Genomic DNA, 22980 nt, shown 5'->3' with positions numbered 1-22980 from the left:
GGCGCGAGACCGGGTCAGAGGTTGGCGGCGGCCTCCACTTCAGCCTCGCCCCGGGGCCGTGCGCGGCTTGGGCGGACGCATCAGCAGCACGGCGACGAACACCGCCGCCGTCAGGGCCGCGAACAGCTGGAAGGTCGGGGTGAAGCTGCCCAGCCGGTCGCGCATGAAGCCGCCGATGAACGGTCCCGCCGCCGACACCGCGCCCACCAGGCAGACCAGCGAGAACAGCTCGACGTTGTTGCGCCGGCCAAAATAGTTGAGCAGCAGCAGGCTCACCGCCAGCACCGTCAGGCCAAAGCCCAGGCCAACACCCACGGCGTACAGCGCCTGCAGCGGCAGGGTGGTGGCGTGCGACAGGGCCAGCAGGCCCGCGACCAGCAGGCCCTGGGCCAGCACCAGCAGCCAGCGCGGATCGATGCGGTCGCCCACCGCGCCGCCGGCCATGCGGGCGGCGACCTGCATCAGGCCCTCGGCGCTCAGCGCCCCGGCCGCGACGACGCCGGCCACGCCCAGCTCGGTCAGGTGGGCCTGGGTAAGGCTGGCGGCGGTGACGCCGGCCAGCAGGTGGCTGAAATAGGCCGCCACCAGTATGGCGAACTGCGGCGTGCGCACCGCGTCGCGGACGCTCCAGTCGTGGTCGGTGCGGAAGACGCGCGGATGGGCCGGAGCGGACTTGGCCTCGGCGGCGGTCAGGCGATCCATGGCCCGGCCGGCCTCCTCCAGCCACTTCGGCCCGCCGACCACGGCGGCGCACAGCAGGCCCAGAAGGCCGATGACCACCGCCTGCAGCGCCCAGTAGGTCCGCCACTGGCCGTCGAAGGCGTCCTGGCTGGCCAGCACCAGCAGCGGGCCGGCCACGCCGCCCAGGGCGCCGCTGGTGAAGTAGATCCCGAACGGCAGGGCCCGCTGGCGGAAGATCGCCGACAGCACGTGCGTGCCCGGGATCAGGGCCGCGGCCTGGAAGCCGATCCCCAGCAGGGCCGTGGCCAGGAAATAGGCCGGCAGGCCTTGCACCCTGGCCAGCAGGGCCAGGCCGGCGGCCATCACCGCCGCGCCCGCGACCAGCGTCGCCCGCACGCCCCAACGGCGGATCAGCAGGGTCGGCAGCCAGGACGAGGCGCCGGTGGCCACCCCCATGACGGTGAAGCCCAGGAACGCGTTCTGCCAGCTCCAGCCCAGTTCCGGAACCATGGCCGGGATCACCACGCCCAGCGACGAGTAGGTCGCCGCGGTGATCAGGAACAGCAGCAGGCTGAAGGCGCCCAGCAGCAGCCACGGCCGGTGCTGGATCTGGTGGTTCGTCATCAGAAGCGCCTTGCGAGGGTGATCCGCCACTCGCGCCCCTTGCCGGGAAGGGCGGCGAGATTGGCGTAGGTGTCGGCGACGGGCGTGAAATAGAGCTCGTCCAGCAGATTATCGACGTTGAGCGTGGCCGTGTAGGGGCCGTGCTCGTAGGCCAGCGAACCGTTCACGACCGCATAGGCCGGATAGACCACTGCGCCAGGAACCGTGCCCGAGGTCTTGGTCACGTGGGTCACGCCCAGCGTCCCGTAGAGCTTGCCCCAGTCGTACTGGTCCGACGCATAGGCGCCATACAGGCTGACCACCGATTTCGGGATCAGGGTGTAGTCGTAGTCGCCCGGCCGGATGCTGGCGAAGCTCCACACCACGTAGGAGCCGCCATAGCCCTGCGTCCCCGGCACGCCCGCCGTATAGGTCGGCACGTACTGGAACGAGGTGTCGGGACCCTTCACCGTCGTGCGCTGGGTGTTGCCCGAGAAGGTTAAGCTGAAATGCTGGCTGGCCAGCCAGCGCACCTCCAGCTCGACGCCCTTCGAGCGCGTGCCGGCCGGGTCGCCGTTGATGCCCATCAGCTGGGTGCGGTTCTGGCGATAGCCTGCCAGCGAGCCGATCAGCGCGCCCCTCAGCCATTGAAACTTCACCCCGGCCTCGGCCAGGTCGCTGTCCGACAGCCAGGCGTCGCCGGCGTCGGCCACCAGGCCCGGGTTGATGTCGCCGGCCTGGCTCATCTCGAGCGCGCTGGCCTTGGCGTAGGTGATGTAGGGCATCAGGCCGAACGGGGCCTTGTAGGTGGCGCTGGCGGTGTAGGTCCCCTTGCCCTTGGCGGCGCGCTGCTCGCCAGGCGTGGTGAAGCTCAGCGATCCGGTGTCTTCCGACGTGACGTCGTAGTCGTCGTAGCGACCGCCCAGCACCAGGTTCAGCTTCTCGCCCACCTTGATGTCGGTGGTGAAGAAGATCCCGGCCTGCGTCCACTTGCTGTGGTTGTCGTTCTCCCAGGTCATCGACGGGTCGGTGAACGGGCTGCCGATCAGGTCGGTGGCGGTCTGGCCCACCGACAGGTCGCGGCGGTCCAGGGCGATCAGGCCGCTGTTGTAGCTCTCCCTCCGGCGACCCTTGAAGCCGCGATAAGAGGCGCCGACGAACGAGCGTGCGACCACCGCCTCGTCGAGGAAGCGATTGGCGAACTCGTAGGTCAGACGCGCCTCCCAGACATTGCTGTCGAACCGCGCGGGATAGCCGTAGGAGACGAAACGCTTGTTCTCCAGGGCGTCGTAGAACAGCTGCAGCTTCACCGCGCTGTCAGGCGACAGCTTCCTGGCGATGTCGAAATAGAGGGTGTTGGTCGCCGTCTTCGAGAAGTCGGCGCCCGAAACATAGACCGTGCGCGGCGACAGCTTTGTCGTGCCCACGCCCGTATCCAGCGTGTGGGCCGCGTCGCTGGTAGGGAAGCCGTAATAGGGCAGGTACAGCGCCCCTCCGGTCTCGTTGGGCGTCAGGCGGCCGTTGCCGTCGGCGTCCACTAGGCTCATATCGCGGCCCGTGGCGTAGGTTCCGTTATCGATCAGGTCCTGCGTCAGGCGGTTCCAGCCGGCGGTCTGAACGTCGCCCTTCGAGCGATAGACCATGCCCCCCAGCGCCGTGCTCCAGCCGCCGCCCAGGTCGAAGTCGGACGACACCTGCAGGGTCTGACGGCGCGGATAGATGCCGCGATAGTAGCTATGGCTGTCCTCGACCTCGCCATAGACATGCACGCCGCCGACCACGTTTCCGAAATTGGCCGGCAGGCCGACCTGAGCGGTGGCGTTCTTGCGGTTGTAGCTGCCGAAGGCAGCGGTCAGTTCGCCTTCGGGCGCGGTCAGGTAGCCGCCCTCGCCCTTGCCGGACTTGGGAATGAAGTTGAGCATGCCCCCGACCTTGCCCGAGCCGTAGATCGGGGTGGGCGGGCCGCGCACGATCTGGATCTGGTCGGCGGCGCCGATCGGGGTGGCGTAGGTGCCGCGGTTCTCGATGCGCTTGAAGCCGCGGAAGTAGTTCTCGGCCAGGGTGCCGCGGATGTTGAGGGCGCCGGGCACGCCGTAGAAGCTGGCGGTGTAGGTCCCCGGCGACACCGCCGTCAGGCCGTCGATGGTCTCGATGCCGTAGCGCTGCAGCGTCAGGTCGGAGACGAAGCTGGCCGAGCGCGGCGTCTCGATCAGCGGCTTGTCGAGGCCGAAGACGGTGTCGTTGGGCTGCTTTTCCAAGAGGCCCGCATTGCGGTCGCGGGCGACCACCACAACCGCGTCGACCTCGGCCAACTGATCGTCGGCGCGCGCGGCCGAGACGGCGGCGAGGCCGGCGAAGGCAGTAGCGGCGAGCAGGGCGAGGCGGCGGGACATGCGGGCGGGCTCCTGAGAGCGGGACCATGGCCCCGCCTCGCCGCACCAAATGGGGATCACTTGACGTTCGTCAAAATCTCTTCTGACATTTTAGAACGAATTGCCAAGACCCTGTGTCGGGAAAGCCTCACAGTTGGCGGGATGTTCCGCGTCCTGTCGCCGACAAGCCACGGAGGGCCGTCAGGCGGCCAGCTTCCGAGCCTCGATGCGGCGCGAGGCGGCCTGCACCCGCAGTTCGTAATGGTCGCCCTGCGTCACGTCTTGAACGTTGCGGGGGCGGTGTGCGACGACATTGATCCCGCCGGCGTGGCGCAGGCTGTCGAACACGATCCCCGCCCCGCCCGAGGCGCGCACCGCCTCGCCCAGCACCTGGCCGGCCGCGTAGTCGTCGCTGGCGTAGACGTCGGGCCGCGCGGCCCGCTGCCCCTGAAGATCGAGATACCGCCCCTCCAGCCGCGCGGTGTAGACGCGGTATTGGCGGCTCAGCGAAGCCGCGCCCATGGCGGCCGCTTCACGGCGCAGGTGGTGGGCCACCTCGGCCACCGCCGTGGCCAGGCGCGCGGCGGCGTACCAGGCGCCCAGATCGGGACCGTTGAAGCGCATGCCGCCCGGCGCCACGTGCAGGAACGAGGCCATGACGATGCTGGCGTTGAGCCGGCCGTAGACCCGCTCCGCCACCGGCAGGCGCGCGATGCGCTCGGCCACCAGCCGGTCGTTGGTCCAGCCGGCCAGGTCCATCACCGCGTCGAGGTCGGCCGCCGTCGCCACGGTGTCGAACAGGCCGATCGGCGGAAATCGCGACGGGATCAGGCGGAAGGCCGGACGCGGCGCCGGGACGAGGGCCTCGCCGCTCACGAGAAGACGATCTCGGCGTCTTCGTAGGGTCGGAAATCACGATCGATATCGCCCGGCGGCATGTAGAGCCCGCCGCGCGCGGCGTCGAGAAAGCGGCGCACGCTGATCAGGCCGTCCTGGGTTCCGCAGGCCAGGAGCGCGATCGGCGCGCGGCCGCCGAACAGCGGCGCGGCGTGCGGATTGCGCAGCCAGGCCACGCCCTCGCGCTCGCTGGCGTGCAGCACGCCCAGCGCCTGGTGCACGCCCAACACCGCCGAGATGCGGGTCAGCATGTCGAGGTCGAGCGTGATGTCGCGATGCTCCCGCACCGCCTTGATCCAGTTGTAGTAGGTCGAGCGCGACGGCAGGCCCAGCACCAGCAGTCGCTCGTCCTCTGTCAGGCCCCACAGGTCGGCGATCGACAGGAAGGTGCGAAGCCCCGGGGCGCTGAGCCGCCGACGGTTGGCGGCGGAGAACCGCGACAGGTCCAGCACGCCCGGACCGGCGGCGACTTCGACGGGTTTGCGCCTTGCGAGCGACATGCATGCCTCCATCCGGATTTATATATAGTCCAAATCTGGACTGGATGGAAGGTTGTGCGCGTCCCCTCCCCCTCGATGGGGAGGACTTGGCGCCTAGGCTTCCACCGGCGGCCGCTGCACGGCCTCGGGCGTCACGCTCAGCACCCGCATCATGGCCGCCCTGGAGGCCTCGACGTCGCCGCTGGCGATAACGTCGGCGACCTCGCGGTGCTGCTCGATGTCGGCCATCAGTTCGGCCTCGGTGGCGCCGCCGAACGAGAACACCCAGAAACGGGCGGCCTTGTGCTGCAGGGGTATCAGGATGCGCGCCAGGGCGAGGTTGCCCGAAGCGCGCGCCACGGCGGCGTGGAAGCGCTGGTCCATGGCCACCAGCGCCGGCAGGTCGCGGGCCTTGGCGGCGGCCTCGGCGTCGTCGAACACGGCCTTGATGGCGGCGATATCGGCCTTTGAGGCGTGGCGGGCGGCCAGGCCCGCGCAGTGCGGCTCGATCAACGCCCGGGCCTCGTAGCCCTGGCGCAGGTCGACGAGGTCCAGCGGCGCCACCGTCGTGCCCGAACGGGCGCGGCGGATGACGAGGCCTTCCAGCGCCAGGCGCCCCAGGGCGTCGCGCACGCCCGCCAGGCCCGCGTCGTAACGGGCGGCCAACGACTGCTCGTCCAGGCGCGCGCCGGGCGGCAGTTCGCCCAGGATCAGGTCGAGCAGGATCTTCTCGTAGACCTTGGCCTTCTGCAGGTCCGGCGACCAGTCCTCCAGCCCCGACGAGGAGCAGACGTCCAGCACCAGCATGCGCGACCGCGCGCCGCCTCCAGCGACGTTGTAGGGGGCGTCGTCAGGGGCCCGCAGGGGCGAAGGCTGGCGCACGGAACCGCTCCGAAGGTTGTCTCCGGACTGATAGGTAGGCTGAAATGTCAGTTTCGCCTAGTGGCTTCGCGCCCGTAAGGGATGCGCTCAGGCGCCGTGCATCGGCGGCTGGAACAGGCCGGTGGGCGAGGCCGTGAAGATCTCGCAGCCATCTTCCGTCACACCGATCGAATGCTCGCACTGGGCCGACAGCGACTTGTCGCGGGTCACGGCCGTCCAGCCGTCGCCCAGCACCTTCACCGCCGGCTTGCCCAGGTTCACCATCGGCTCGACGGTGAAGAACATGCCCGCCTTCAGCACCGCGCCCTGACCGGGACGGCCGAAGTGCAGGATGTTGGGCGCGTCGTGGAACACCTTGCCCAGGCCATGGCCGCAGAAGTCGCGCACGACGCTGCAGCGCTGAGCCTCGACATACGACTGGATGGCGTGGCCGATATCGCCCAGGGTCGCGCCCGGCTTCACGGCCGCCAGGCCCCGGGCCAGGCTTTCATAGGTGATGTCGACCAGGCGACGGGCGCGCGGACCGACCTCGCCGACGCCATACATCCGCGAGGTGTCGCCGTGCCAGCCGTCGACGATGACCGTGACGTCGATATTGGCGATATCGCCCTCGCGCAGGGTCCAGTCGCCCGGGATGCCGTGGCAGACCACGTGGTTGCGCGAGATGCAGACGGTCTTGGGATAGCCGCGATAGAAAAGGCAGGCCGGCAGGGCGCCGTGGTCGAGGATGAACTCGCGGGCCAGCTTGTCCAGGTGGTCGGTCGACACGCCCGGCACGACGTGCGGGATCAGCATGTCCAGGCACTCGGCGGCCAAGCGGCCGGCGCGGCGCATGCCCTCGAAGTCTTCGGGCTTGTGGATCTTGATCTGGCCCGTGCGGGTCTCGGTCTCGATCTCGAAGGCGTCGTCGAGGGTCATGGCGTTCAATCTCAAACGGGGGCGCGGCCCCGAAGGCGCGCCGCAAATACAGATGCCGGTCGGGCTTATGTCGCGACCATAGCATGAAATTTCAACCGGCGTCGCATCGCGGAATGCTCCCTCCCCCATCAAGGCGGAAGGAACCCGTCAATGCCTCCACACCAACGGCCGTGCGACCTTGATCTCCTGCGTGCTCATCGCACACGCCCAGACCATGATCTCCACCCCTGCCTCGGCCGCGCGGTCGAGGCCCGCGGCGAAGGCCGGATCCAGTTCGCGGCAGGGCTGGAACGCCTCGCAGTCCTCGCGCTGCACCACGAACAGAGCCACAGCGCGATGGCCCTCGCGCACCTGGGCCGCGAGGTCCTCAAGGTGGCGGGTCGAGCGAGCGGCCTTGCAGTCGGGGAACTCGGCCAGCCCCGGCGAGCGCGACAGGTGGACGTTCTTGACCTCCAGCCAGCACGGCGGGCGGTCGGGATCGGTGAGCAGGAAGTCGACCCGGCTGGCGGCCGCGTACTTCACCTCGGGCCGGATCGAGGCGTAGCCCGTCAATTCGGGGATGACCCCGCCGGCCAGGGCCTCGGCGACCAGCTTGTTGGGCAGCAGGGTGTTGATGCCGACGAGGCCCGTCCCGTCCGGCCCCGCGGCCTCGACCAGCTGCAGCGTCCAGGCCAGCTTGCGCTTGGGATCGTCGGACCAGGAGACCCACGCCCCCTGCCCAGGCAGGTTCACGCCCAGCATGGCGCCGGAGTTGGGGCAGTGGGCGGTGATCTCGCGGCCGTCGTCCAGCACCAGGTCGCAGAAGAACCGCTTGTAGCGCTGGACGATGCGGCCGCGGGTCAGCGGTTGCGGGAGGAGCATGCGGGCCTTAAGTCGGTCGGTGGAAGAAGCTCCAGCGATGTAAGGGATCGGAACCATGACGGCCAGCGAACGCGTGACGGCGGCGGTTCTGATCATCGGCGACGAGATCCTCTCGGGCCGCACCCAGGACGTGAACCTGAACGCCATCGCCAAATACCTGGCGACCTATGGTGTGGACCTCTGCGAAGCGCGCGTCGTGCCCGACGTCGAGCAGGAGATCATCGACGCGGTCAACGCCCTGCGCATCAAGTACGACTATGTCATCACCACCGGCGGCATCGGCCCCACCCACGACGACATCACCGCCGATTCGGTGGCCAAGGCCTTCGGCGTCACCGCGCCCGAGCATCCCGAGATCATGGCCATGCTGCGCGAGCGCTGGGGCGAGCCCAACGCCGCCCGCCGACGCATGGCCCACGTGCCCGAGGGCGGCAGCCTGGTGAAGAACCCCGTGCAAGGCCCGCCCGGCTTCCAGAAGGAGAACGTGTTCGTGCTGGCCGGCGTGCCGGCGATCATGCGCGGCATGCTCGACGACGTCGGCCCGCGCCTGCGCACCGGCGCGGTCGTGGTGGCGACCACCGTCCGCGTCACCGGCTCCGGTGAAGGCACGATCGCCGCGCCGCTGGAAGCGGTGGCCAAGGCCCATCCGGACCTGTCGATCGGCAGCTATCCGTTCTTCGCCCCGCCGGACGTCTACGGCGCCAGCCTGGTGATCCGCGGCCGCGACCCCGCCGAGGTCGAGGCCGCCGCCGTCGAGCTGGAAAAGTCCCTGGCGGACCTGGGCGTCTCCAACGTCGCGCGACTGGAGGCGTAAGGCCGCTATAAGTCCTCGTCGGCCGCCAGCAGCGACTGGGCCAGGCCCAGCAGCGCCCGCTGGGTCTTGGGGCCGGCGGCGGCGTAGGCATGCAGCAGATCCAGCGCGCCCGGCAGGGTCAGGGCCGCCAGCATCGCCGAATCCTCGCCGCTCGGCGCGTCCTCTCCGACCAGGGCGGCCACCGTGGTCTCCAGCCGGCCGGCGATGCGCACCAGCATCGAGGCCGAGACGCGGTTCTCGCCTCGCTCGTATTTCTGGATCTGCTGGAAGGTCAGGCCCAGCGCCGCGGCCAGGTCGTCCTGACTGACCTTCAGATAACGACGACGAATACGGATGCGGGTGCCGACCGCGACGTCGATGGGATCCGGGCCGGTTGTCGTCATCGAAATTATCCGAAGCTCACAGAACTCGGCTATCTATCGACGTAGCCGTCACCGGCCGCAACGCACCTCCCTCTTAGATCGAGTAGTTTAGTTTCGCTCGCCCTCATGCCTGACACGCCCCACATCGCCGCCGGCCTCGAACTGTTGACCAAGCGCGAACGCGAAGCCCTTCGGCTGGTCAGCGAGCACAGGCTTTCCAAGGAAATCGGGCCTCTGATGGGGGTCTCCAAGTCGCGCGCCGACGCCCTGGTCGAAAGCGCCTGCCGCAAGCTGGGCGTCAACGGCCGGCGGGCCGCCGCACGGGTGCTGAGCGAGCACGAACGGATCGCCGCGGGCGGGGCAAGCCCTGTGGGATTCGCCGCCGACGACTATGGGATTCGATCCCACCCCGACCCAATCGGACTGGCGGTCGTCCCGTCCTCCTCGCCACCGTCGGCCTCGCCATCAACCGAGGCCTTCGACCGCAGTGAAACAATCCGCCGCCGACGCCGGCCGCGCCGACCAGCCTGCAGGAGCATCGCCTGAGCCTGCTGGTCTGGAAGGCCCGTCAGATCCGCCAGGCGGTGAACGCCTTCGAGCAGGCCTGGCCGCCCCTGCCGCCGGAGCCGGCGCTCCCGCCCTTCGGCTGGTCCCAGCTGCAGCGCCAGCTGACGGACCTGGCTCCGCCGGACCTTTCGCCGCTGGTGGCCGACCTGGTCTCGGCGATCCGCAAGGAGGCCGCGGCCAAGCCGGCCGAGATGGTGCTGAGGGAGGTCCTGACCATCACCGCCACGGTGCTGGACGAGGGATTCCGCGAGAAGTACGCGGAGGACTCGACCATGCTCTGACGCCCGCCTTCCGCCTCCTGGCCGTCCTGGCCATCGCGCTCGGCTTCGCCATGCTGATCGGCGGGCTGCTCAGCGCCCGCCAGGTGGTCGAGCTCTTCCAGAACCTGCGCCACGGCTGATGCGCCTTCCCCACGAAGGCGCCGCCGCCGGCGCCTTCGATCATCGTCCGGACCGCGCCTGCCGGAGCGCCGGACTTCCGAGGGGACAACCGCTTCATGAACCGCCGTATCGTCGCCGAGCACCTGGCCACCCGCCTGTTCACCGCCGAGGAGGCCGTGGACAACACCCTGGCCGCCATGGGCGAGTTGATCGCCGCCATGCCCCGCGCCCGCCTTCAGGCCCGGGTCGCCGCCGGGGTCGGCCAGCAGGCCGTCGACCACGTGATGGAGGCCGCCTCGGGCCTTGCCGAGGTCCGCCGCTCGCTGATCGCCGCCCATGGCGCCCTGGCCGACGCCAAGGACCAGATCGGCCTGCGCCGAGTCACCCTGGTCGGCGGCGGCGACAAGGCCGACGAGGTCGACCCCACCCGTACCGGCTTCCTGGAAGTGGTGAAGTCGGCCTGACCTCCGTCTTGGTCGGCTAGCCGACAGCCCTCTTCCGGCCGTCACGATTCGTCGCGACAATGGCCCCCGGACACTGTTCGGGGGCCTCATGTTCAGCATCCTGCCGACCCAGCTCGGCGCCGGCGCGATGTTCGTCGTCTGCGGCGTGGCGCTATGGATGGGCGGCCGGCTGGAGCGGATCCTGGCCGCAGCCACCATCCTGGCCTGGGTCGCCTCGGCCCTGGCCGAGATCGAGGACAAGAGCCTCACCCAGTGGGGCATCTTCGCCGTCGACCTGATCTATCTCAGCGTGCTGGTCGGCCTGACCCTGTTCGACCGCCGGGTCTGGCTGCTGTTCATGACGGCCTTCCAGCTGCTGATCGTGCTGACCCACGTCGCCTTCGCGCTGGACCGCTCGCTGAGGCAATGGGGCTTCTTCTCGGCCTACTACCTGTGGAGCTACGCCGAGCTGGTGGCGTTCGCGGCGGGGCTGGGGGTGTTGGCGTGGCGACGGCGCAGGGCGCACGCAGGCAAAAGGGCCACGAGAACCTGAGCGACCGGCGCAACCCTGACGTTTACCATCAACTTAAAATGGTGTAAGTAGCACATCAAACCAGAAGATCGCGGCCAGAAGCTCGCGAACGGGGAGATGCGCCGTGCTGAAATACGCTGCTGTTGCCTCTGCCCTGGCTGTCGCCGGCCTGGCCACGCCGCTCCAGGCGTCGGCCCAGACCTTCACGCCCGCTTCCGGCCCTGTGACGATCACTGGCAGCTTGCTGATCCAGGAGACGACCACTGTCTCGTGCGATGTCACCCTTACCGGACAGGTTATGGGCGGCGGATCCTACATCTGGGTGACGGGCGGCTCGTTCGCCCCGGGAGATTGGCAGTGCGGCTGGCTGATCGGGCCGGTCGGGTTCTCATGGCAGATCCATCCGTTCGGCGCACAGCACGTCATCGTCTACGGCATGGAAATCACGACCGTCTTGGGCTCATGCAGCGGGACGCCCTATATCCGTTGGTCGAGCGACAACTACTCTCCCAACAGCAGCACGATGGAACTGATCGAAGTGACCATAGGCGGGGCCTCTTCTTGGTGCACCCTCACCGGATCTCTCTCCGTTTCCGGCGTCACCATGCAGTAGAGACGCGCATCGCGCGCTCGCAAAGCCTGACTTTGCGTCGCCGCCCTGGCGACCATGATCCCGTCGCCGCGGCGCCCGCCGCGAACTTCGTTTCCAATCCGCAGGACCCGGCGACGTTAAGCGGCGACCTGATCGTGTCGCGGGCTTTTCACCGGAGGGGCCAACGGCAGCCCCGGCATGTTGGTCTTCTCCAATACGGTCATCCCCGGAACGCCCGCCGCCTTCACCGTGGATGGAACGCTCGATTCCACGCTGACGATCGTCTAGTCCGGGAAACGACTTGGTGCGGGCAGCCGGGATCGAACCGGCATAGCCTTGCGGCTGGCAGATTTTAAGTCTGCTGCGTCTACCAGTTTCGCCATGCCCGCACTGGTGAGCGAGGCCTAGCCTAGCTCGCGGAAGGCGTCGAGCCCTCAGTCGGCGGTCCAGCCGCCGTCGACCACCAGGGCGCTGCCGGTCATCAGGGCGCTGGCGTCGCTGGCCAGGAACACCACCGCGCCCATCAGGTCTTCCACCTGGCCCAGGCGCCCCAGCTTGATCCTGGCCAGCACGCTGTCGAGGAAGGCCTGGTCCTCGAAGAACGGCTTGGTCAGCGGGGTCTCGATGAAGGTCGGGGCGATGGTGTTGACGCGGATTCCGTGCGGAGCGAGGTCCAGCGCCATGGCCTTGGACAGCCCCTCAAGCCCCCATTTGCTGGCGCAGTAGAGGCTGCGCCGCGCGCCGCCCACATGGCCCATCTGCGAGGTCAGGTTGACGATCGAGCCCTTCACCCGGGCCTCGACCATCCGCGCCGCTACGGCCTGGGCGACGAAGAAGGCGGCCTTCAGGTTGAGGTCGAGCACGGCGTCGTAGTCGTCTTCCGTCACCTCGACGAAGGGCTTGGGGCGGTTGGTGCCCGCGTTGTTGACCAGCACGTCGAAAGCCGGCCGCGCGGCGATGGCGGCCTTCACCGCCGAAAGGTCGCCGACATCGAGCACCAGCGCCTGCGCCTGCCCGCCCTGGCCGCGGATGGCTTGCGCCGCCGCCTCGATCTCGCCGGCCGAGCGGGCCGCCAGGGTCACCGCCGCGCCGGCCTGCGCCAGGGCCGTGGCGGCGGCCAGGCCAATGCCCCTGCCCGCCCCCGTCACCAGGGCCCGGCGGCCGTCGAGGCGGAACGAGGGCGCGCGCGGCAGATCCAAGGCCCTACTCCGCCGCCAGAACCGGCGAGGCCGCGCCCGCATAGGGCACCTCGCGTCCGCCGTAGCGGCGCACGCGGATATTGGCCTGCTCGCCGTGGCCGGCGAAGCCTTCCAGGGCGCACAGGCGCGAGCAGTATTCGCCGACCAGGGCCGAGGCCTCGTTCGTCAGCACCTTCTGGTAGGTGCAGGTCTTGAGGAACTTGCCCACCCAAAGGCCGCCGGTGTACCGGGCCGCCAGCTTGGTCGGCAGGGTGTGGTTGGTGCCGATCACCTTGTCGCCGAACGAGACGTTGGTCCGCTCGCCCAGGAACAGCGCGCCGTAGTTGGTCATGTGGCGCAGGAAGTAGTCGGGGTCTGCGGTCATCACCTGCACGTGCTCGGAGGCGATCTTGTCGGCGATCTCGACCATCTCGGCGTCGCTGTCGACGAGGATCACCTGGCCGAAGCCCTCCCAGGCCCGGCGGGCCACGGCGGCGGTCGGCAGGATCTCAAGCAGCTTCTCGACCCAGGCGATGGTGTCTTCGGCCAGCTTGCGCGAGGTGGTCAGCAGAATGGCCGGGCTGTCGGGGCCGTGCTCGGCCTGGCCCAGCAGGTCGGTGGCGCACAGCTCGCCGTCCACCGTGTCGTCGGCGATGACCAGGGTCTCGGTCGGGCCGGCGAAGAGGTCGATGCCCACGCGGCCGAACAGCTGGCGCTTGGCCTCGGCCACATAGGCGTTGCCGGGGCCGACCAGCATGTCGACCGGCGCGATGGTCTCCGTGCCCAGCGCCATGGCCGCCACCGCCTGCACCCCGCCCAGGCAGTAGATCTCGTCGGCGCCGGCCAGGGCCTGGGCCGCGACGATGGCCGGCGCGGGCTTGCCGCCGAACGGCGGAGCGCAGGTGACCACGCGCGGCACGCCGGCCACCTTGGCCGTCAGCACCGACATGTGGGCCGAGGCCAGTAGCGGATACTTGCCGCCGGGCACGTAGCAGCCGGCCGCGCTCACCGGGATGTGCTTGTGGCCCAGCACCACGCCGGGCAGGGTCTCGACCTCGAGGTCCAGCAGCGTCTCACGCTGCTTCTGGGCGAAGTTCTTGACCTGGGCCTGGGCGAATTCGATGTCGGCTAGGTCGCGGTCCGACAGCTGGTCGATGCAGGCCTGGATCTCGGCCGGCGACAGGCGATAGCTCTCGCGGTCCCAACCATCGAACTTCACAGACAGCTCGCGCACCGCCGCGTCGCCGCGCGCGGCCACGTCGGCCAGAATGCCTTCCACCGTCTCGCGCACCGCCCGGTCCGCGTTCGCCACCGCCGTCACGTCGGCGCCGGTCTTCAACCACCTGGCCATGGCCTTGTCCTCCTGGGTCTCCCGGAGGGTGTTTGGCCCGGATCGTCCCGGCCGGCGCGCGGTTAGGCCGGAACGGTCGCTGGGTGGAGAGGCGGCGCTCAGGAGCCCGGAGCCGGGGCCGCCGCCAAGGGGCCCAGGCCATGCCGCTGAGCCGCCTTCACCACATAGACCAGCCAGCCCATCCCATCGCCGGCGTTGGCCAGGAACTGGGCGTTGGCGGCCTCGCCGCTCATGCGCATCTTGATTTCCCAGCCGGCGATCGCCGCCACCGAGACGCTCTCGTAACTGGCGCCGTCGATGAAGCGCTCGGTGCGGCTGGGCGGCAGCTTCCCCGAGGCCTGCATCATGGCCACGATCTGCGAGGCCTTGCCGCGATAGGGCTTGGCCTTGGGGTGCCTGACCTTCAGAGCCGTCACCGCCATGCCCATGGCCTGATCGAGCGTCAGGTCGGACTTTGTGGCATAGACCGTGCGGCTGTCGGCGAAGGTCACGATCCGGCAGCCGACGTCGGTTCCGTCCGGCTTGAACAGGATCACTTCGTTGCCCTCGCGCCCCGGCGTGAACACGCAGAGCAGGCCGGAGTCCTTGTGCTGCAAGGTCACTCCGCTCTCGCCCTCGCGGTCGCTGATGTTGTCGAAGAACGCCGCGGCGCCGGCCTTGGCCAGCATGGCGTCGCCCTCGGCCTTGGCGGCGGCCCGCTGCTCGGGCGTGCTTTCCGCCCAGGCCAGCGCCGGAGCCGTCGCCAGCGCGGCCGCGCAGGCCAGCATCGTCATCCACTTCATCGCCGCATCCCCCCGATCTTGACCGGGCGAGCCTTGCAGCTTTCGGTGGAGAAGGCGAGCCCGTTTCAGCCTATGCGGCCAGGCGGTTGGCCCGTCGCCAGGCCTGCGGCGCGACCCCGGCCGAGCGGCGGAACAGCCGGCACAGGTGCGACTGGTCGGCGAAGCCGCATTGGTAGGCGATCTGGCTCAGCGGATCGCGGGTGGCCAGCATCAGGTCCCTGGCCAGCTCCAGCCGGCGGCGGGTGATGTAGGCGTGCGGCGTCTCGCCGAAGGTCGCCTTGAAGGCGCGGCCGAAATAGCTGGCGCTCAACGCCACCAGGTCGCCCAGCGCGGCCGTGGTCAGGTTGCCGTCGAGGTTCTCGTCGATGTGCTTGCGCAGCTTGCGCGCCTGCCAGGGAGCAAGGCCGCCCTGGATCGGGGCGGGCGGGGTCGCGCCGATGACGATGGCCGAGGCCCGGGCGACCAGGGCGCGCGCGGCGCGCGCGTCCGGCTCCAGCGAGCGCTCCAGGGCGGCCAGCACCTCGCGCAGGTCGGCGAAGCTGCGGGCCTCGCCCACGAGATCCGGTGCGGCCAGCAGGCCCTCGACCGGGGTGGCGCTGGCGGTGTCGACGGCGAGGAAAGACATGGTTTCGATCCCTGGCTGGAGCGCCCCCCACGGGCCCTCTCGTTCTCAAGGATCATTGTTCTTGGATGCGGGACCGCGCCGCCATCGCACCTGGGCTTATCGTCGCGCTCCCTGGGTTTGGCGGGGTCATACCCAGGTATGAGAGCGGTAACCGGAGAAGTGTCCGCGCGGCCCGAAGACCGCGCGGAACCCGAACCTACGCCTTGGCCAGCGAGGCGCTGTCGATCACGAAGCGGTACTTCACGTCGCTCTTCTGCATGCGCTCGTAAGCGGTCTCGATCTGCTGGATGTCGATCTTCTCGATCTCCGAGACGATGCCGTGCTCGGCGCAGAAGTCGAGCATCTCCTGCGTCTCGGCGATGCCGCCGATCAGCGAGCCGGCGATGGCGCGACGCTTGAAGATCAGGGCAGACACGTCGGGGCTGGGGTGAGCATGCTCCGGCACGCCGACCAGGCACAGGGTCCCGTCGCGCTTCAGGAGGGCGGTGAAGGCGTCGAGGCTGTGGCTGGCCGAGACGGTGTTGAGGATGAAGTCGAACGAGCCCGCGTGGGCGGCCATCTCGCCTTCGTTGCGCGACACCACCACCTCGTCGGCGCCCAGGTCCAGGGCGTCCTGGCGCTTGGCTTCCGAGGTCGTGAAGGCCACCACGTGCGCGCCCAGGGCGTGGGCCAGCTTGACGCCCATGTGGCCAAGGCCGCCGATGCCGACAACGCCGACCTTCTTGCCCGGGCCGACGTTCCAGTGGCGCAGCGGCGACCAGGTGGTGATGCCCGCGCACAGCAGCGGGGCCACGGCGGCCAGCTGCTCCTCGGGGTGGCTGATCTTCAGCACGAAGTCGTCCTTGACGACGATCTGCTGCGAATAGCCGCCCAGGGTGTGGCCGGGGGCGTCGGCGGTGGGGCCGTTATAGGTGCCCACGAAGCCGTTCTCGCAGAACTGCTCCAGGCCCTCGTCGCACGAGTGGCAGTGCTTGCAGCTGTCGACCATGCAGCCGACGCCGACGACGTCGCCTTCCTTGAAGCGGCTGACCTGGCCGCCGACGGCCGAGACGCGGCCGACGATCTCGTGGCCGGGCACGCAAGGGAAGAGGGTGCCGGCCCATTCCGAGCGCACGGTGTGCAGGTCGGAGTGGCAGACGCCGCAATAGGCGATCTCGATCTGGACGTCGTTTGGGCCGACCGCGCGGCGCGTGATGTCCATCGCTTCCAGCGGCTTGTCGGCGGCGAAGGCGCCATAGGCTTTGATGGCCATGTGCAGGATATTCCGATTGGCTTTTCTGGGGAGGCGGAGACTCGGGAAGGAGCCTCGCAAAGCCAAACTACCGCGCGCGCGACCGTAAAATTAGCCGCTCAGATTTGCACGGGTTGATGAGCATTTTTCAGCAATCTGCCTCTTGCGCAGGTTCTGCGCGCGGCAGTTTCAGCACGAAGCTCGCCCCCTGCCCCGGCTCCGAGATCGCGACGATCTCGCCGCCATGGGCCTGGACGATGGTCCGGCAGATCGACAGGCCCATGCCCATGCCGCCGGCCTTGGTCGTGTAGAAGGCGTCGAACAGCCGGGCCAGCCGCTCGGGCGGCACGCCGGGCCCGGTGTCGGTCACCGACAGGGCCACGCCCTCGCCCTGCGCCTCGGCGCGGACGGCCAGCACCCGCTCCTCCGCGCCGGCCATGGCCTGGGCGGCGTTGACCATCAGGTTGACCAGCACCTGCTGCAGCTGGACCCGGTCTCCCAGCACCTCCGGCAGGTCGGCCGGAACCTGCACGCGCAAGGCCACGTCGTGGACGGTCAGTTCGCGCCGCACCAGCAGAACGGAGTCCTCCACCAGCGGCCCCAGCGCCAGGCGCGCCGTCTCGGGTTCGCCCTTCACCGCCATGGTGCGGATGCGGCCGATGACTCCGGAGGCGCGGTTGGCCTCGCCGATCATCCGGTCGAAGGCCCGAACCACCTCGTCGAGGTCGGGCGTCTGGCGCCTCAGCCAGCGCAGTCCCGCCTCGCCGTTGGTGACGATCGCCGACAGCGGCTGGTTGACCTCGTGGGCGATCGAGGCGGTCAGTTCGCCCAGGGTCGAGATCCGCGCCGCATGGGCCAGTTCGGCCTGCACGCGCTGCAGGTCCTCCTGGGCCCTCAGGCGGTCGGTGATGTCGATGACGCCCACCAGGGTCGCGCCCTGCGGCAGGTATTCGCGCGGATAGCAGCAGGTGAACAGGCCGTCGAACTCGCGGCCGCCATAGGTGCGGAAGCGCGCCTCGCTTTCGTAGTGCGGCCTCTTTTCCAGCGCGGCGATGACGCTGGCGGCGAAGACGTGCTCGCTGCACGGCGGCCAGAAGCGGTCGACCGGACCCAGCAGCTGCTCGCGCGTGGCCTCGAACAGCTGCAGCGACTTGTCGTTGACGTCGACGACCTGGCTGGCCCGCATCATTTCGCGCACGAAGCCGGGATTCTCGGCGATGTGGGCGCGCAGGCTGGTCACGCCGCGCGCGCGCAAGGCCCCGAACATTCCGGCCAGGGCCGAGAAGTCCAGCTCCCAGAACGACACGCTCATGGCGTGGAAGACGTTGCGGAAGCGGTACTCGCTGCGGCGCAGGGCCTCCTCGGCCGAGCGGGCCTCCGTGACGTCGCGGCCGGTCTCCAGCACCCAGGCCGCGTCCGAGGCGTCGCGGCCCAGCGACCAGCGCAGGGCGATCACCGCCTCGCGGCCGTCGGCCAGGCGCCGCCTGACCTCGCCCTCCCAGCGCCCTTCGGCCAACAGGCGGGCGGTGATCTCCTCCAGCGGCGCGGGAAAGACCGTGGCCAGCAGCCGCGGCGCATACGCTCCCCGCGCGGCCTCCCGCCCATGGCCGTACAGGGCCTCGCAGCCCTGGTTCCAGAACAGGATCCGCCCCTCCAGGTCGCGCACCAGGATCGGCTCGTGGGCCGCGTCCAGGAGTCCGGCCAAACTATTGTCCGATATGTTCAAGACGTCGGCCGGACGGTCGTGCATCGAGCTCACCGAAGGGATGCGCTCCCCCATTGTTGACGCCGCGCCAGCGGCGGGTCCAGCTATTCGTCCCATGCCCAGCCCGACGGTGCACATTGTCGATGACGACGGCCCCTTGAGAGAGGCCCTCGACAGCCTGTTCCGGTCGGTCGGGCTGGATACGCGCCTGTTCGGCAACGCCCAGGACTTCTTCCGTTCGGGACATGCGCATGACGCCGGGTGCCTTGTCTTGGACGTTCGACTCCCGGGGGTGAGCGGTCTCGACTTCCAGGCCCAGCTCAACGCCGCCGATATCCGCATGCCGGTGGTGCTGATGACCGGCCATGGGGACATCCCCATGACCGTGCGCGGCATGAAGGCCGGCGCCGTCGACTTCCTGGCCAAGCCCTTCCGCGACCAGGACATGCTAGACGCGGTGATGGCCGCCATAGACCGCGACCAGGCCCAGCGCGCCGAGCGTTCGGGCCTGGACGAGGTGCGCCGCCGCTACGAGACCCTGACCATGCGCGAGCGCCAGGTCATGGCCCTGGTCGCCGATGGCCTGATGAACAAGCAGATCGCCTTCGAGATCGGCCTGTCGGAGATCACGGTGAAGATCCATCGCGGCGCGGCCATGCGGAAGATGGAGGCCCGCTCGGTGGTCGAGTTCGTGCGCATGGCCGAGCAGCTGGGCGCCAAGGGCGCCTCCGCGACCTGACGCCACACACCCGAGTATAGTTCCGCCCGCCGCCCGCTTGCGGCAGATAGAGGGCTCGTCGCCGTCGGCAGCCTGAACAGGCCGGCGGGACCCGGAAGGACCAGTTGGTGTCGCAAGCCCCGTTGATCGCCGTCGTGGACGACGACGAAGCCATCCGGGCCTCGCTGGAGGCCCTGATCCGCTCGCTGGGCCACCGCGTCGCCACCTTCGACTCCGCCGCCGCCTTCCTGGCCTCGGAGGTCTCGGCCGGCGCCGACTGCCTGATCAGCGACGTGCAGATGCCCGGCCTGTCCGGGTTCGACATCCAGCAGGCCCTGGGCGAACGCGGCGTGCCCACGCCGGTGATCCTGATCACCGCCTTCGACGACGACCGCGCCCGCACCCGAGGCCTGGATCTCGGCGCCACCTGCTTCCTGAAGAAACCCTTCAGCGGCGACAGCATCATCGGCTGCCTGGAAACGGCCCTGGCCCCGCGCGGCAAGCCACAACAGGCTTAGGCCGGCGACGCCAGGCTCGCGTGGCGACCTCAGAGGACGAGGACGGTCTCCGGAAGTCCAAGGTCTCGAAACCAGAACTCGTGCTCCTTGACCAGTGAGATCGAGATCGGGTTGGGCCCGGCGGGCAACTGCGACGACTGGAAGCACAGACCGAATGGATACTTGCCGCCCGGGACCAGCGCAGATGCGTCGAAGTCGTGTCGCCATTCCACTGGCCACGGAGCCCGACCGTCGATGGACAGACGCCGGGCGCCCACCCGGACGGGGCGTTCCGAAGAGCCGTCGACGGCCAGCACACCGTTCCCGATCTTGTGGACGACGCCGGTCACCCGAACCTCGCCTGCCGCTCGGCCCCATTGGGAAGGCGGGTCGATCCACAATTCGTAGGCCAGTCCGTCCAGCCAGCGCGCGTAGCGATCGGTCGCGCCAGCAAGGTTTCCACGGATGCCGCCAACCGCCTCGTCGATCAAAAGCCGCAGGGCGCCCGACCGCCTCAGCCAGATCGCAAAACCTGAGTGGGCGACGTCGTCGCCCAACTCGACCAGATCTGCGTGGTCGGAGAGGCGGCGCGCATGCAATCGGTCCAGCGCGTCGCCGGCCGCCGGGAAGTAGATCGAGGTTCGGCGGCGAGCGGCGGAAGCGGCGGTTTCCGCGAATAGGGCTTTCAGGTCCATAAGTCCGCGGGGCGCTTCGAGCGCTCGCACCTTGTCCAGGTGGTCTCGCCAGCGTGGATCGGCCAGCCGCGCCATGCCGCATGCGGTCAGCACGGTCTGCGGCGCGAAGGACAGAGTGACGTCGGCCTGCAGCAATCTGCCGAAAAGCAGGGCCGCGTAGCCGCCCATGCTGTAGCCTACGCAGACGACGCGCGAGTAGCCGCGCGCATATGCGGCCAGGCGTCGGGCGAACCCTTCCGCGCCGCCCTCAACGCCCGGAACGCCGTGGAACCAACTGTCGGAAGGATCGCGGACCAGCAGCACCGAGCAGTCGGGCCGGTGCGCGAGGCCGGAAAAATCGTATGGCCGCGCCGCATGTGTTCCAAGGCCGGAAAAGACAATCAGCAGGACACCGGGCACGTCTAGCCGGCCACGGCAGAATGGCTCCTCGACCAGTCCTGGCAGATCGCTTCCCGCAGCGGCGGCGGCCGATTTCGCCGAGCCAAGCAGCAACTCCGCAATTCTCCTGAAACCTCGCCCCGCCCCCTCGGCGCCTCGGGGCGATCCCCAAGGGGCTATTGCCATCCTGTGACGACCATCTCCGCCGGGAACGGTTGGGGAAAGGCGAAGGCGGCGGGCAAGGCCGCCAGCCCAAAGCCGAGCACGCGCTTGAACGCGGAAGCCTGTCGGGCCATCGGCATGAAATTTCGCATCTCGCCCCACCCCGCAGCCTGCGGGCCGCTGTGAAGCTTTTGGCGAGCGCTCCTGGTGCGTCACTGTGCCAAAACACAGGACCGAACGGGTCCGTGCTATTCGTTCGCGGTCGAAGACAGCCTGTCCCTGGCCGCCTGAACGATCGACTTGTACTCGGGCAGAAAGACCTCCTCCAACTTGACCTCGAGGGCCGCCTCCAGGGTGTCGAGCGCCACGTGTTCGGCTAAAAGAAGTTGCTCCTCCTGTCCGGCGATCCTGCCCGCGGCGCTGGCGGTCTCGCGCATGTCCGCCAGCCATTCGAACAGGACGAGAGCGACGTCCCTGGGGATGCTGATGTCGATAAGGCCTGGAGAGCTGTTCATCTAGTTCAAGCCTCTATGGCTCAGTAGGCTGCGGGGCCGAAGACGGCTCATATCGCCGCGAACACGTCCGCGCCGTGGCTCAGCGCGTTGAAGTGCTCTCGACGAAAGAAATCCAAATTATGGGAAATTGGACCGATTTGCTGCGAACCTTGGTCGCCTCAACGGGCGAAACCACAGCGATTATCGAAGTTCGCAGTTTCAAACCGAAGTGGCGCGCCCGGAACGATTCGAACGTCCGACCCTCAGATTCGTAGTCTGATGCTCTATCCAGCTGAGCTACGGGCGCGCATTTCTTGGCAAGACGACTGGCGCACCCGACACGATTCGAACGTGTGACCTTTGCCTTCGGAGGGCAACGCTCTATCCAGCTGAGCTACGGGTGCATCCGCCTTGCGGAAGCGCGGTCTTAGCCGAAAGCCGCGCTCGCGCAAAGGGTTTTGGTCAGCCTTTCGCCAGATAGACGAAGCGGATGACGAACAGCGCCGCGAGGATCACCAGCAGCCAGTCGCCCTTGCGCAGCTTGCCGGTCGCGGCCTTGAGGATCGCGTAGCTGGTGATGCCGAACGCCAGGCCGTTGGCGATCGAGAAGGTCAGCGGGATGGTGATCACCGTCAGGAAGGCCGGGATGGCCACCGTCGGGTCGGTCCAGTCGACCTCGGCCAGCGAGCCGATCATCAGCGCCCCCACCAGCACCAGGGCCGGAGCGGTGGCGGCGGCCGGGATGGCCTGCACCAGCGGGGCGAAGAACAGGGTGATCAGGAAGAGGATCCCGACCACCACGGCGGTCAGGCCCGTGCGGCCGCCGGCGGTGACGCCCGAGGCGCTCTCGATGTAGCTGCAGACGGTGCTGGTGCCGGCCGCCGCGCCGATCATGGTGGCGGCGGAGTCGGCGGTGAGGATGCGGTTGAGCCGCGGGATCGTGCCGTCGGGCTCGACGAGACCGGCCTTCTTGGTGACGGCCACCAGGGTGCCGACATTGTCGAACAGGTCGACGAACAGGAAGACGAAGATGATCTCGAGCAGGGCGATGCCCATGCCGCCCTGCAGGTGCAGGGCCGCGCCGATGTCCATCTTGAACATGGTCGCCGACAGGTCCGAGAGGCTGTAGGCGCCCGGCGTGAACTTCGACAGGCCCAGCAGCCAGCCGGCCACGGCGGCCAGCAGGATGCCGATCAGGATCGCGCCCTTCACCCGCCAGGCCTGCAGGGCCGCGATGACGACGAGGCCGATCAGGGCCAGGGCCGCCGTCGGGGTGGTCAGGTCGCCCAGGGCCACGGCCGTGGCCGGGTCGGCGACGATGACGCCGGCGCTTTTCAGGCCGATGAAGGCGATGAACAGGCCAACGCCCGCCGCGACCGCCGAGAACAGCGGCCGGGGGATCGCCCCCACGATCATCTGGCGGATGCCCGCCACGGTCAGGATCAGGAAGGCCACGCCTGAGATGAACACGCAGCCCAGCGCAGTTTCCCACGGCACGCCCATGCCCTTGACCACGGTGTAGGTGAAGTAGGCGTTGAGGCCCATGCCCGGCGCCAGGGCCAGCGGGTAGTTGGCGATCAGGCCCATCAGGATCGAGCCCAGGCCGGCGGCCAGGCAGGTGGCGGCGGCGACGGCGGCCACCGGCATGCCGGTCTCGGCCAGGATCGCCGGATTGACCACGACGATATAGGCCATGGTCATGAAGGTGGTGAAGCCGGCCAGCACCTCGGTGCGGACGTTGGTCCCCTGGGCCTGCAGCTTGAAGAGACGTTCGAGCATGG

At 68.9% G+C, this 22980-nt stretch carries 25 protein-coding genes and 3 tRNA genes; 8 read left to right on the top strand and 20 right to left on the bottom strand.

Going from position 1 to position 22980, the window contains the following annotated elements; genetic code table 11:
- Positions 1-39: 39 nt before the first annotated feature.
- The 7 genes from DDF67_RS18530 to sfsA all read right to left on the bottom strand — a co-directional run bounded on the left by DDF67_RS18530 (position 40) and on the right by sfsA (position 7693).
- A complete protein-coding gene (locus tag DDF67_RS18530; RefSeq protein WP_109102321.1) occupies positions 40-1305 on the bottom strand; it encodes an MFS transporter in 1266 nt (421 codons plus the stop codon).
- Positions 1305-3677: a TonB-dependent siderophore receptor gene (locus DDF67_RS18525; RefSeq protein WP_109102320.1), complete on the bottom strand. Its 2373-nt coding sequence runs from the start codon at positions 3675-3677 to the stop codon at positions 1305-1307. The genes DDF67_RS18530 and DDF67_RS18525 overlap by 1 nt, the downstream gene beginning before the upstream one ends.
- Positions 3678-3857: 180 nt before the next feature.
- Entirely contained in the window at positions 3858-4532 is a 675-nt protein-coding gene (locus tag DDF67_RS18520) for an RES family NAD+ phosphorylase (RefSeq protein ID WP_109102319.1), read from the bottom strand.
- A complete protein-coding gene (locus tag DDF67_RS18515) occupies positions 4529-5053 on the bottom strand; it encodes an MbcA/ParS/Xre antitoxin family protein (protein ID WP_199229276.1) in 525 nt (174 codons plus the stop codon). Before DDF67_RS18515 ends, DDF67_RS18520 begins: the two co-directional genes overlap by 4 nt.
- Positions 5054-5146: 93 nt before the next feature.
- Positions 5147-5839 (bottom strand): GntR family transcriptional regulator, encoded by a 693-nt coding sequence (locus DDF67_RS18510; RefSeq protein WP_101711802.1) that lies wholly within the window; start codon positions 5837-5839, stop codon positions 5147-5149.
- Positions 5840-6001: 162 nt separating this feature from the next.
- Positions 6002-6832 carry a type I methionyl aminopeptidase gene (gene map / locus DDF67_RS18505; RefSeq protein ID WP_109102317.1) on the bottom strand — a complete coding sequence of 277 codons (831 nt, stop codon included), beginning with the start codon at positions 6830-6832 and terminating at the stop codon, positions 6002-6004.
- Between the two features lie 147 nt (positions 6833-6979).
- Entirely contained in the window at positions 6980-7693 is a 714-nt protein-coding gene (gene sfsA / locus DDF67_RS18500) for a DNA/RNA nuclease SfsA (protein ID WP_109102316.1), read from the bottom strand.
- 55 nt (positions 7694-7748) lie between these two features.
- On the opposite strand from sfsA, the gene DDF67_RS18495 reads away from it, so the two are divergent.
- Positions 7749-8507, top strand: coding sequence for a competence/damage-inducible protein A (locus tag DDF67_RS18495; RefSeq protein WP_109102315.1), 759 nt, complete (start codon positions 7749-7751; stop codon positions 8505-8507).
- Between the two features lie 5 nt (positions 8508-8512).
- On the opposite strand, the gene DDF67_RS18490 is transcribed toward DDF67_RS18495, so the two are convergent.
- On the bottom strand, positions 8513-8890 hold the full coding sequence (locus DDF67_RS18490; protein ID WP_109102314.1) for a helix-turn-helix domain-containing protein: 378 nt from the start codon (positions 8888-8890) through the stop codon (positions 8513-8515).
- A gap of 105 nt (positions 8891-8995) precedes the next feature.
- Between DDF67_RS18490 and DDF67_RS18485 the strand changes: the two genes are divergently transcribed.
- The 5 genes from DDF67_RS18485 to DDF67_RS18465 all read left to right on the top strand — a co-directional run bounded on the left by DDF67_RS18485 (position 8996) and on the right by DDF67_RS18465 (position 11404).
- Positions 8996-9415 carry a response regulator transcription factor gene (locus DDF67_RS18485; protein ID WP_109102313.1) on the top strand — a complete coding sequence of 140 codons (420 nt, stop codon included), beginning with the start codon at positions 8996-8998 and terminating at the stop codon, positions 9413-9415.
- Positions 9416-9453: 38 nt separating this feature from the next.
- Positions 9454-9717: a hypothetical protein gene (locus DDF67_RS18480; RefSeq protein WP_233247697.1), complete on the top strand. Its 264-nt coding sequence runs from the start codon at positions 9454-9456 to the stop codon at positions 9715-9717.
- Positions 9718-9932: 215 nt separating this feature from the next.
- Positions 9933-10280: a hypothetical protein gene (locus tag DDF67_RS18475; protein WP_109102311.1), complete on the top strand. Its 348-nt coding sequence runs from the start codon at positions 9933-9935 to the stop codon at positions 10278-10280.
- A gap of 88 nt (positions 10281-10368) precedes the next feature.
- A complete protein-coding gene (locus tag DDF67_RS18470; RefSeq protein ID WP_109102310.1) occupies positions 10369-10812 on the top strand; it encodes a hypothetical protein in 444 nt (147 codons plus the stop codon).
- A gap of 103 nt (positions 10813-10915) precedes the next feature.
- The gene (locus DDF67_RS18465) at positions 10916-11404 is read left to right on the top strand and encodes a protein activator of alkane oxidation PraB (RefSeq protein WP_109102309.1); all 489 of its coding nucleotides are present in this window, start codon (positions 10916-10918) and stop codon (positions 11402-11404) included.
- A gap of 281 nt (positions 11405-11685) precedes the next feature.
- Here the strand turns inward: DDF67_RS18465 and DDF67_RS18460 are convergent.
- From DDF67_RS18460 to DDF67_RS18430, 7 genes are all read right to left on the bottom strand, one after another.
- A tRNA-Leu gene (locus DDF67_RS18460) sits at positions 11686-11772 on the bottom strand.
- Positions 11773-11817: 45 nt separating this feature from the next.
- Complete coding sequence (locus DDF67_RS18455; protein WP_199229275.1) at positions 11818-12582, bottom strand: SDR family NAD(P)-dependent oxidoreductase; 765 nt, start codon at positions 12580-12582, stop codon at positions 11818-11820.
- A gap of 4 nt (positions 12583-12586) precedes the next feature.
- On the bottom strand, positions 12587-13912 hold the full coding sequence (hisD, locus tag DDF67_RS18450; protein ID WP_109102307.1) for a histidinol dehydrogenase: 1326 nt from the start codon (positions 13910-13912) through the stop codon (positions 12587-12589).
- 98 nt (positions 13913-14010) lie between these two features.
- Positions 14011-14694: a hypothetical protein gene (locus tag DDF67_RS18445; RefSeq protein ID WP_109102306.1), complete on the bottom strand. Its 684-nt coding sequence runs from the start codon at positions 14692-14694 to the stop codon at positions 14011-14013.
- Between the two features lie 70 nt (positions 14695-14764).
- Positions 14765-15319, bottom strand: a complete 555-nt coding sequence (locus tag DDF67_RS18440) for a helix-turn-helix transcriptional regulator (RefSeq protein ID WP_109102305.1) — start codon at positions 15317-15319, stop codon at positions 14765-14767.
- Positions 15320-15515: 196 nt separating this feature from the next.
- Positions 15516-16571, bottom strand: coding sequence for an NAD(P)-dependent alcohol dehydrogenase (locus tag DDF67_RS18435; RefSeq protein WP_109102304.1), 1056 nt, complete (start codon positions 16569-16571; stop codon positions 15516-15518).
- Between the two features lie 127 nt (positions 16572-16698).
- Positions 16699-18255: a sensor histidine kinase gene (locus DDF67_RS18430; protein WP_158278072.1), complete on the bottom strand. Its 1557-nt coding sequence runs from the start codon at positions 18253-18255 to the stop codon at positions 16699-16701.
- A gap of 115 nt (positions 18256-18370) precedes the next feature.
- Between DDF67_RS18430 and DDF67_RS18425 the strand changes: the two genes are divergently transcribed.
- Both DDF67_RS18425 and DDF67_RS18420 read left to right on the top strand, forming a co-directional pair.
- Positions 18371-18994 carry a response regulator transcription factor gene (locus DDF67_RS18425; protein ID WP_109102302.1) on the top strand — a complete coding sequence of 208 codons (624 nt, stop codon included), beginning with the start codon at positions 18371-18373 and terminating at the stop codon, positions 18992-18994.
- Between the two features lie 107 nt (positions 18995-19101).
- Positions 19102-19491 carry a response regulator transcription factor gene (locus DDF67_RS18420; RefSeq protein WP_109102344.1) on the top strand — a complete coding sequence of 130 codons (390 nt, stop codon included), beginning with the start codon at positions 19102-19104 and terminating at the stop codon, positions 19489-19491.
- A 29-nt stretch (positions 19492-19520) separates the two neighbouring features.
- Here the strand turns inward: DDF67_RS18420 and DDF67_RS18415 are convergent, their stop codons facing one another.
- The 5 genes from DDF67_RS18415 to DDF67_RS18390 form a co-directional block, all read right to left on the bottom strand.
- Entirely contained in the window at positions 19521-20657 is a 1137-nt protein-coding gene (locus DDF67_RS18415) for a hypothetical protein (protein ID WP_146198054.1), read from the bottom strand.
- 296 nt (positions 20658-20953) lie between these two features.
- Entirely contained in the window at positions 20954-21220 is a 267-nt protein-coding gene (locus tag DDF67_RS18410; protein ID WP_109102300.1) for a hypothetical protein, read from the bottom strand.
- A gap of 209 nt (positions 21221-21429) precedes the next feature.
- Positions 21430-21506, bottom strand: a tRNA-Arg gene (locus DDF67_RS18400).
- Positions 21507-21526: 20 nt separating this feature from the next.
- Positions 21527-21603: transfer RNA gene (locus DDF67_RS18395), tRNA-Arg, on the bottom strand.
- 58 nt (positions 21604-21661) lie between these two features.
- Complete coding sequence (locus DDF67_RS18390; protein WP_109102299.1) at positions 21662-22978, bottom strand: NCS2 family permease; 1317 nt, start codon at positions 22976-22978, stop codon at positions 21662-21664.
- Positions 22979-22980: the final 2 nt, after the last annotated feature.

Source organism: Caulobacter endophyticus (genome assembly GCF_003116815.1).
Lineage (GTDB): Bacteria > Pseudomonadota > Alphaproteobacteria > Caulobacterales > Caulobacteraceae > Caulobacter > Caulobacter endophyticus.
Note: the sequence above shows the minus strand (reverse complement) of the source record. Positions and strands in the feature narration are given on the sequence as shown.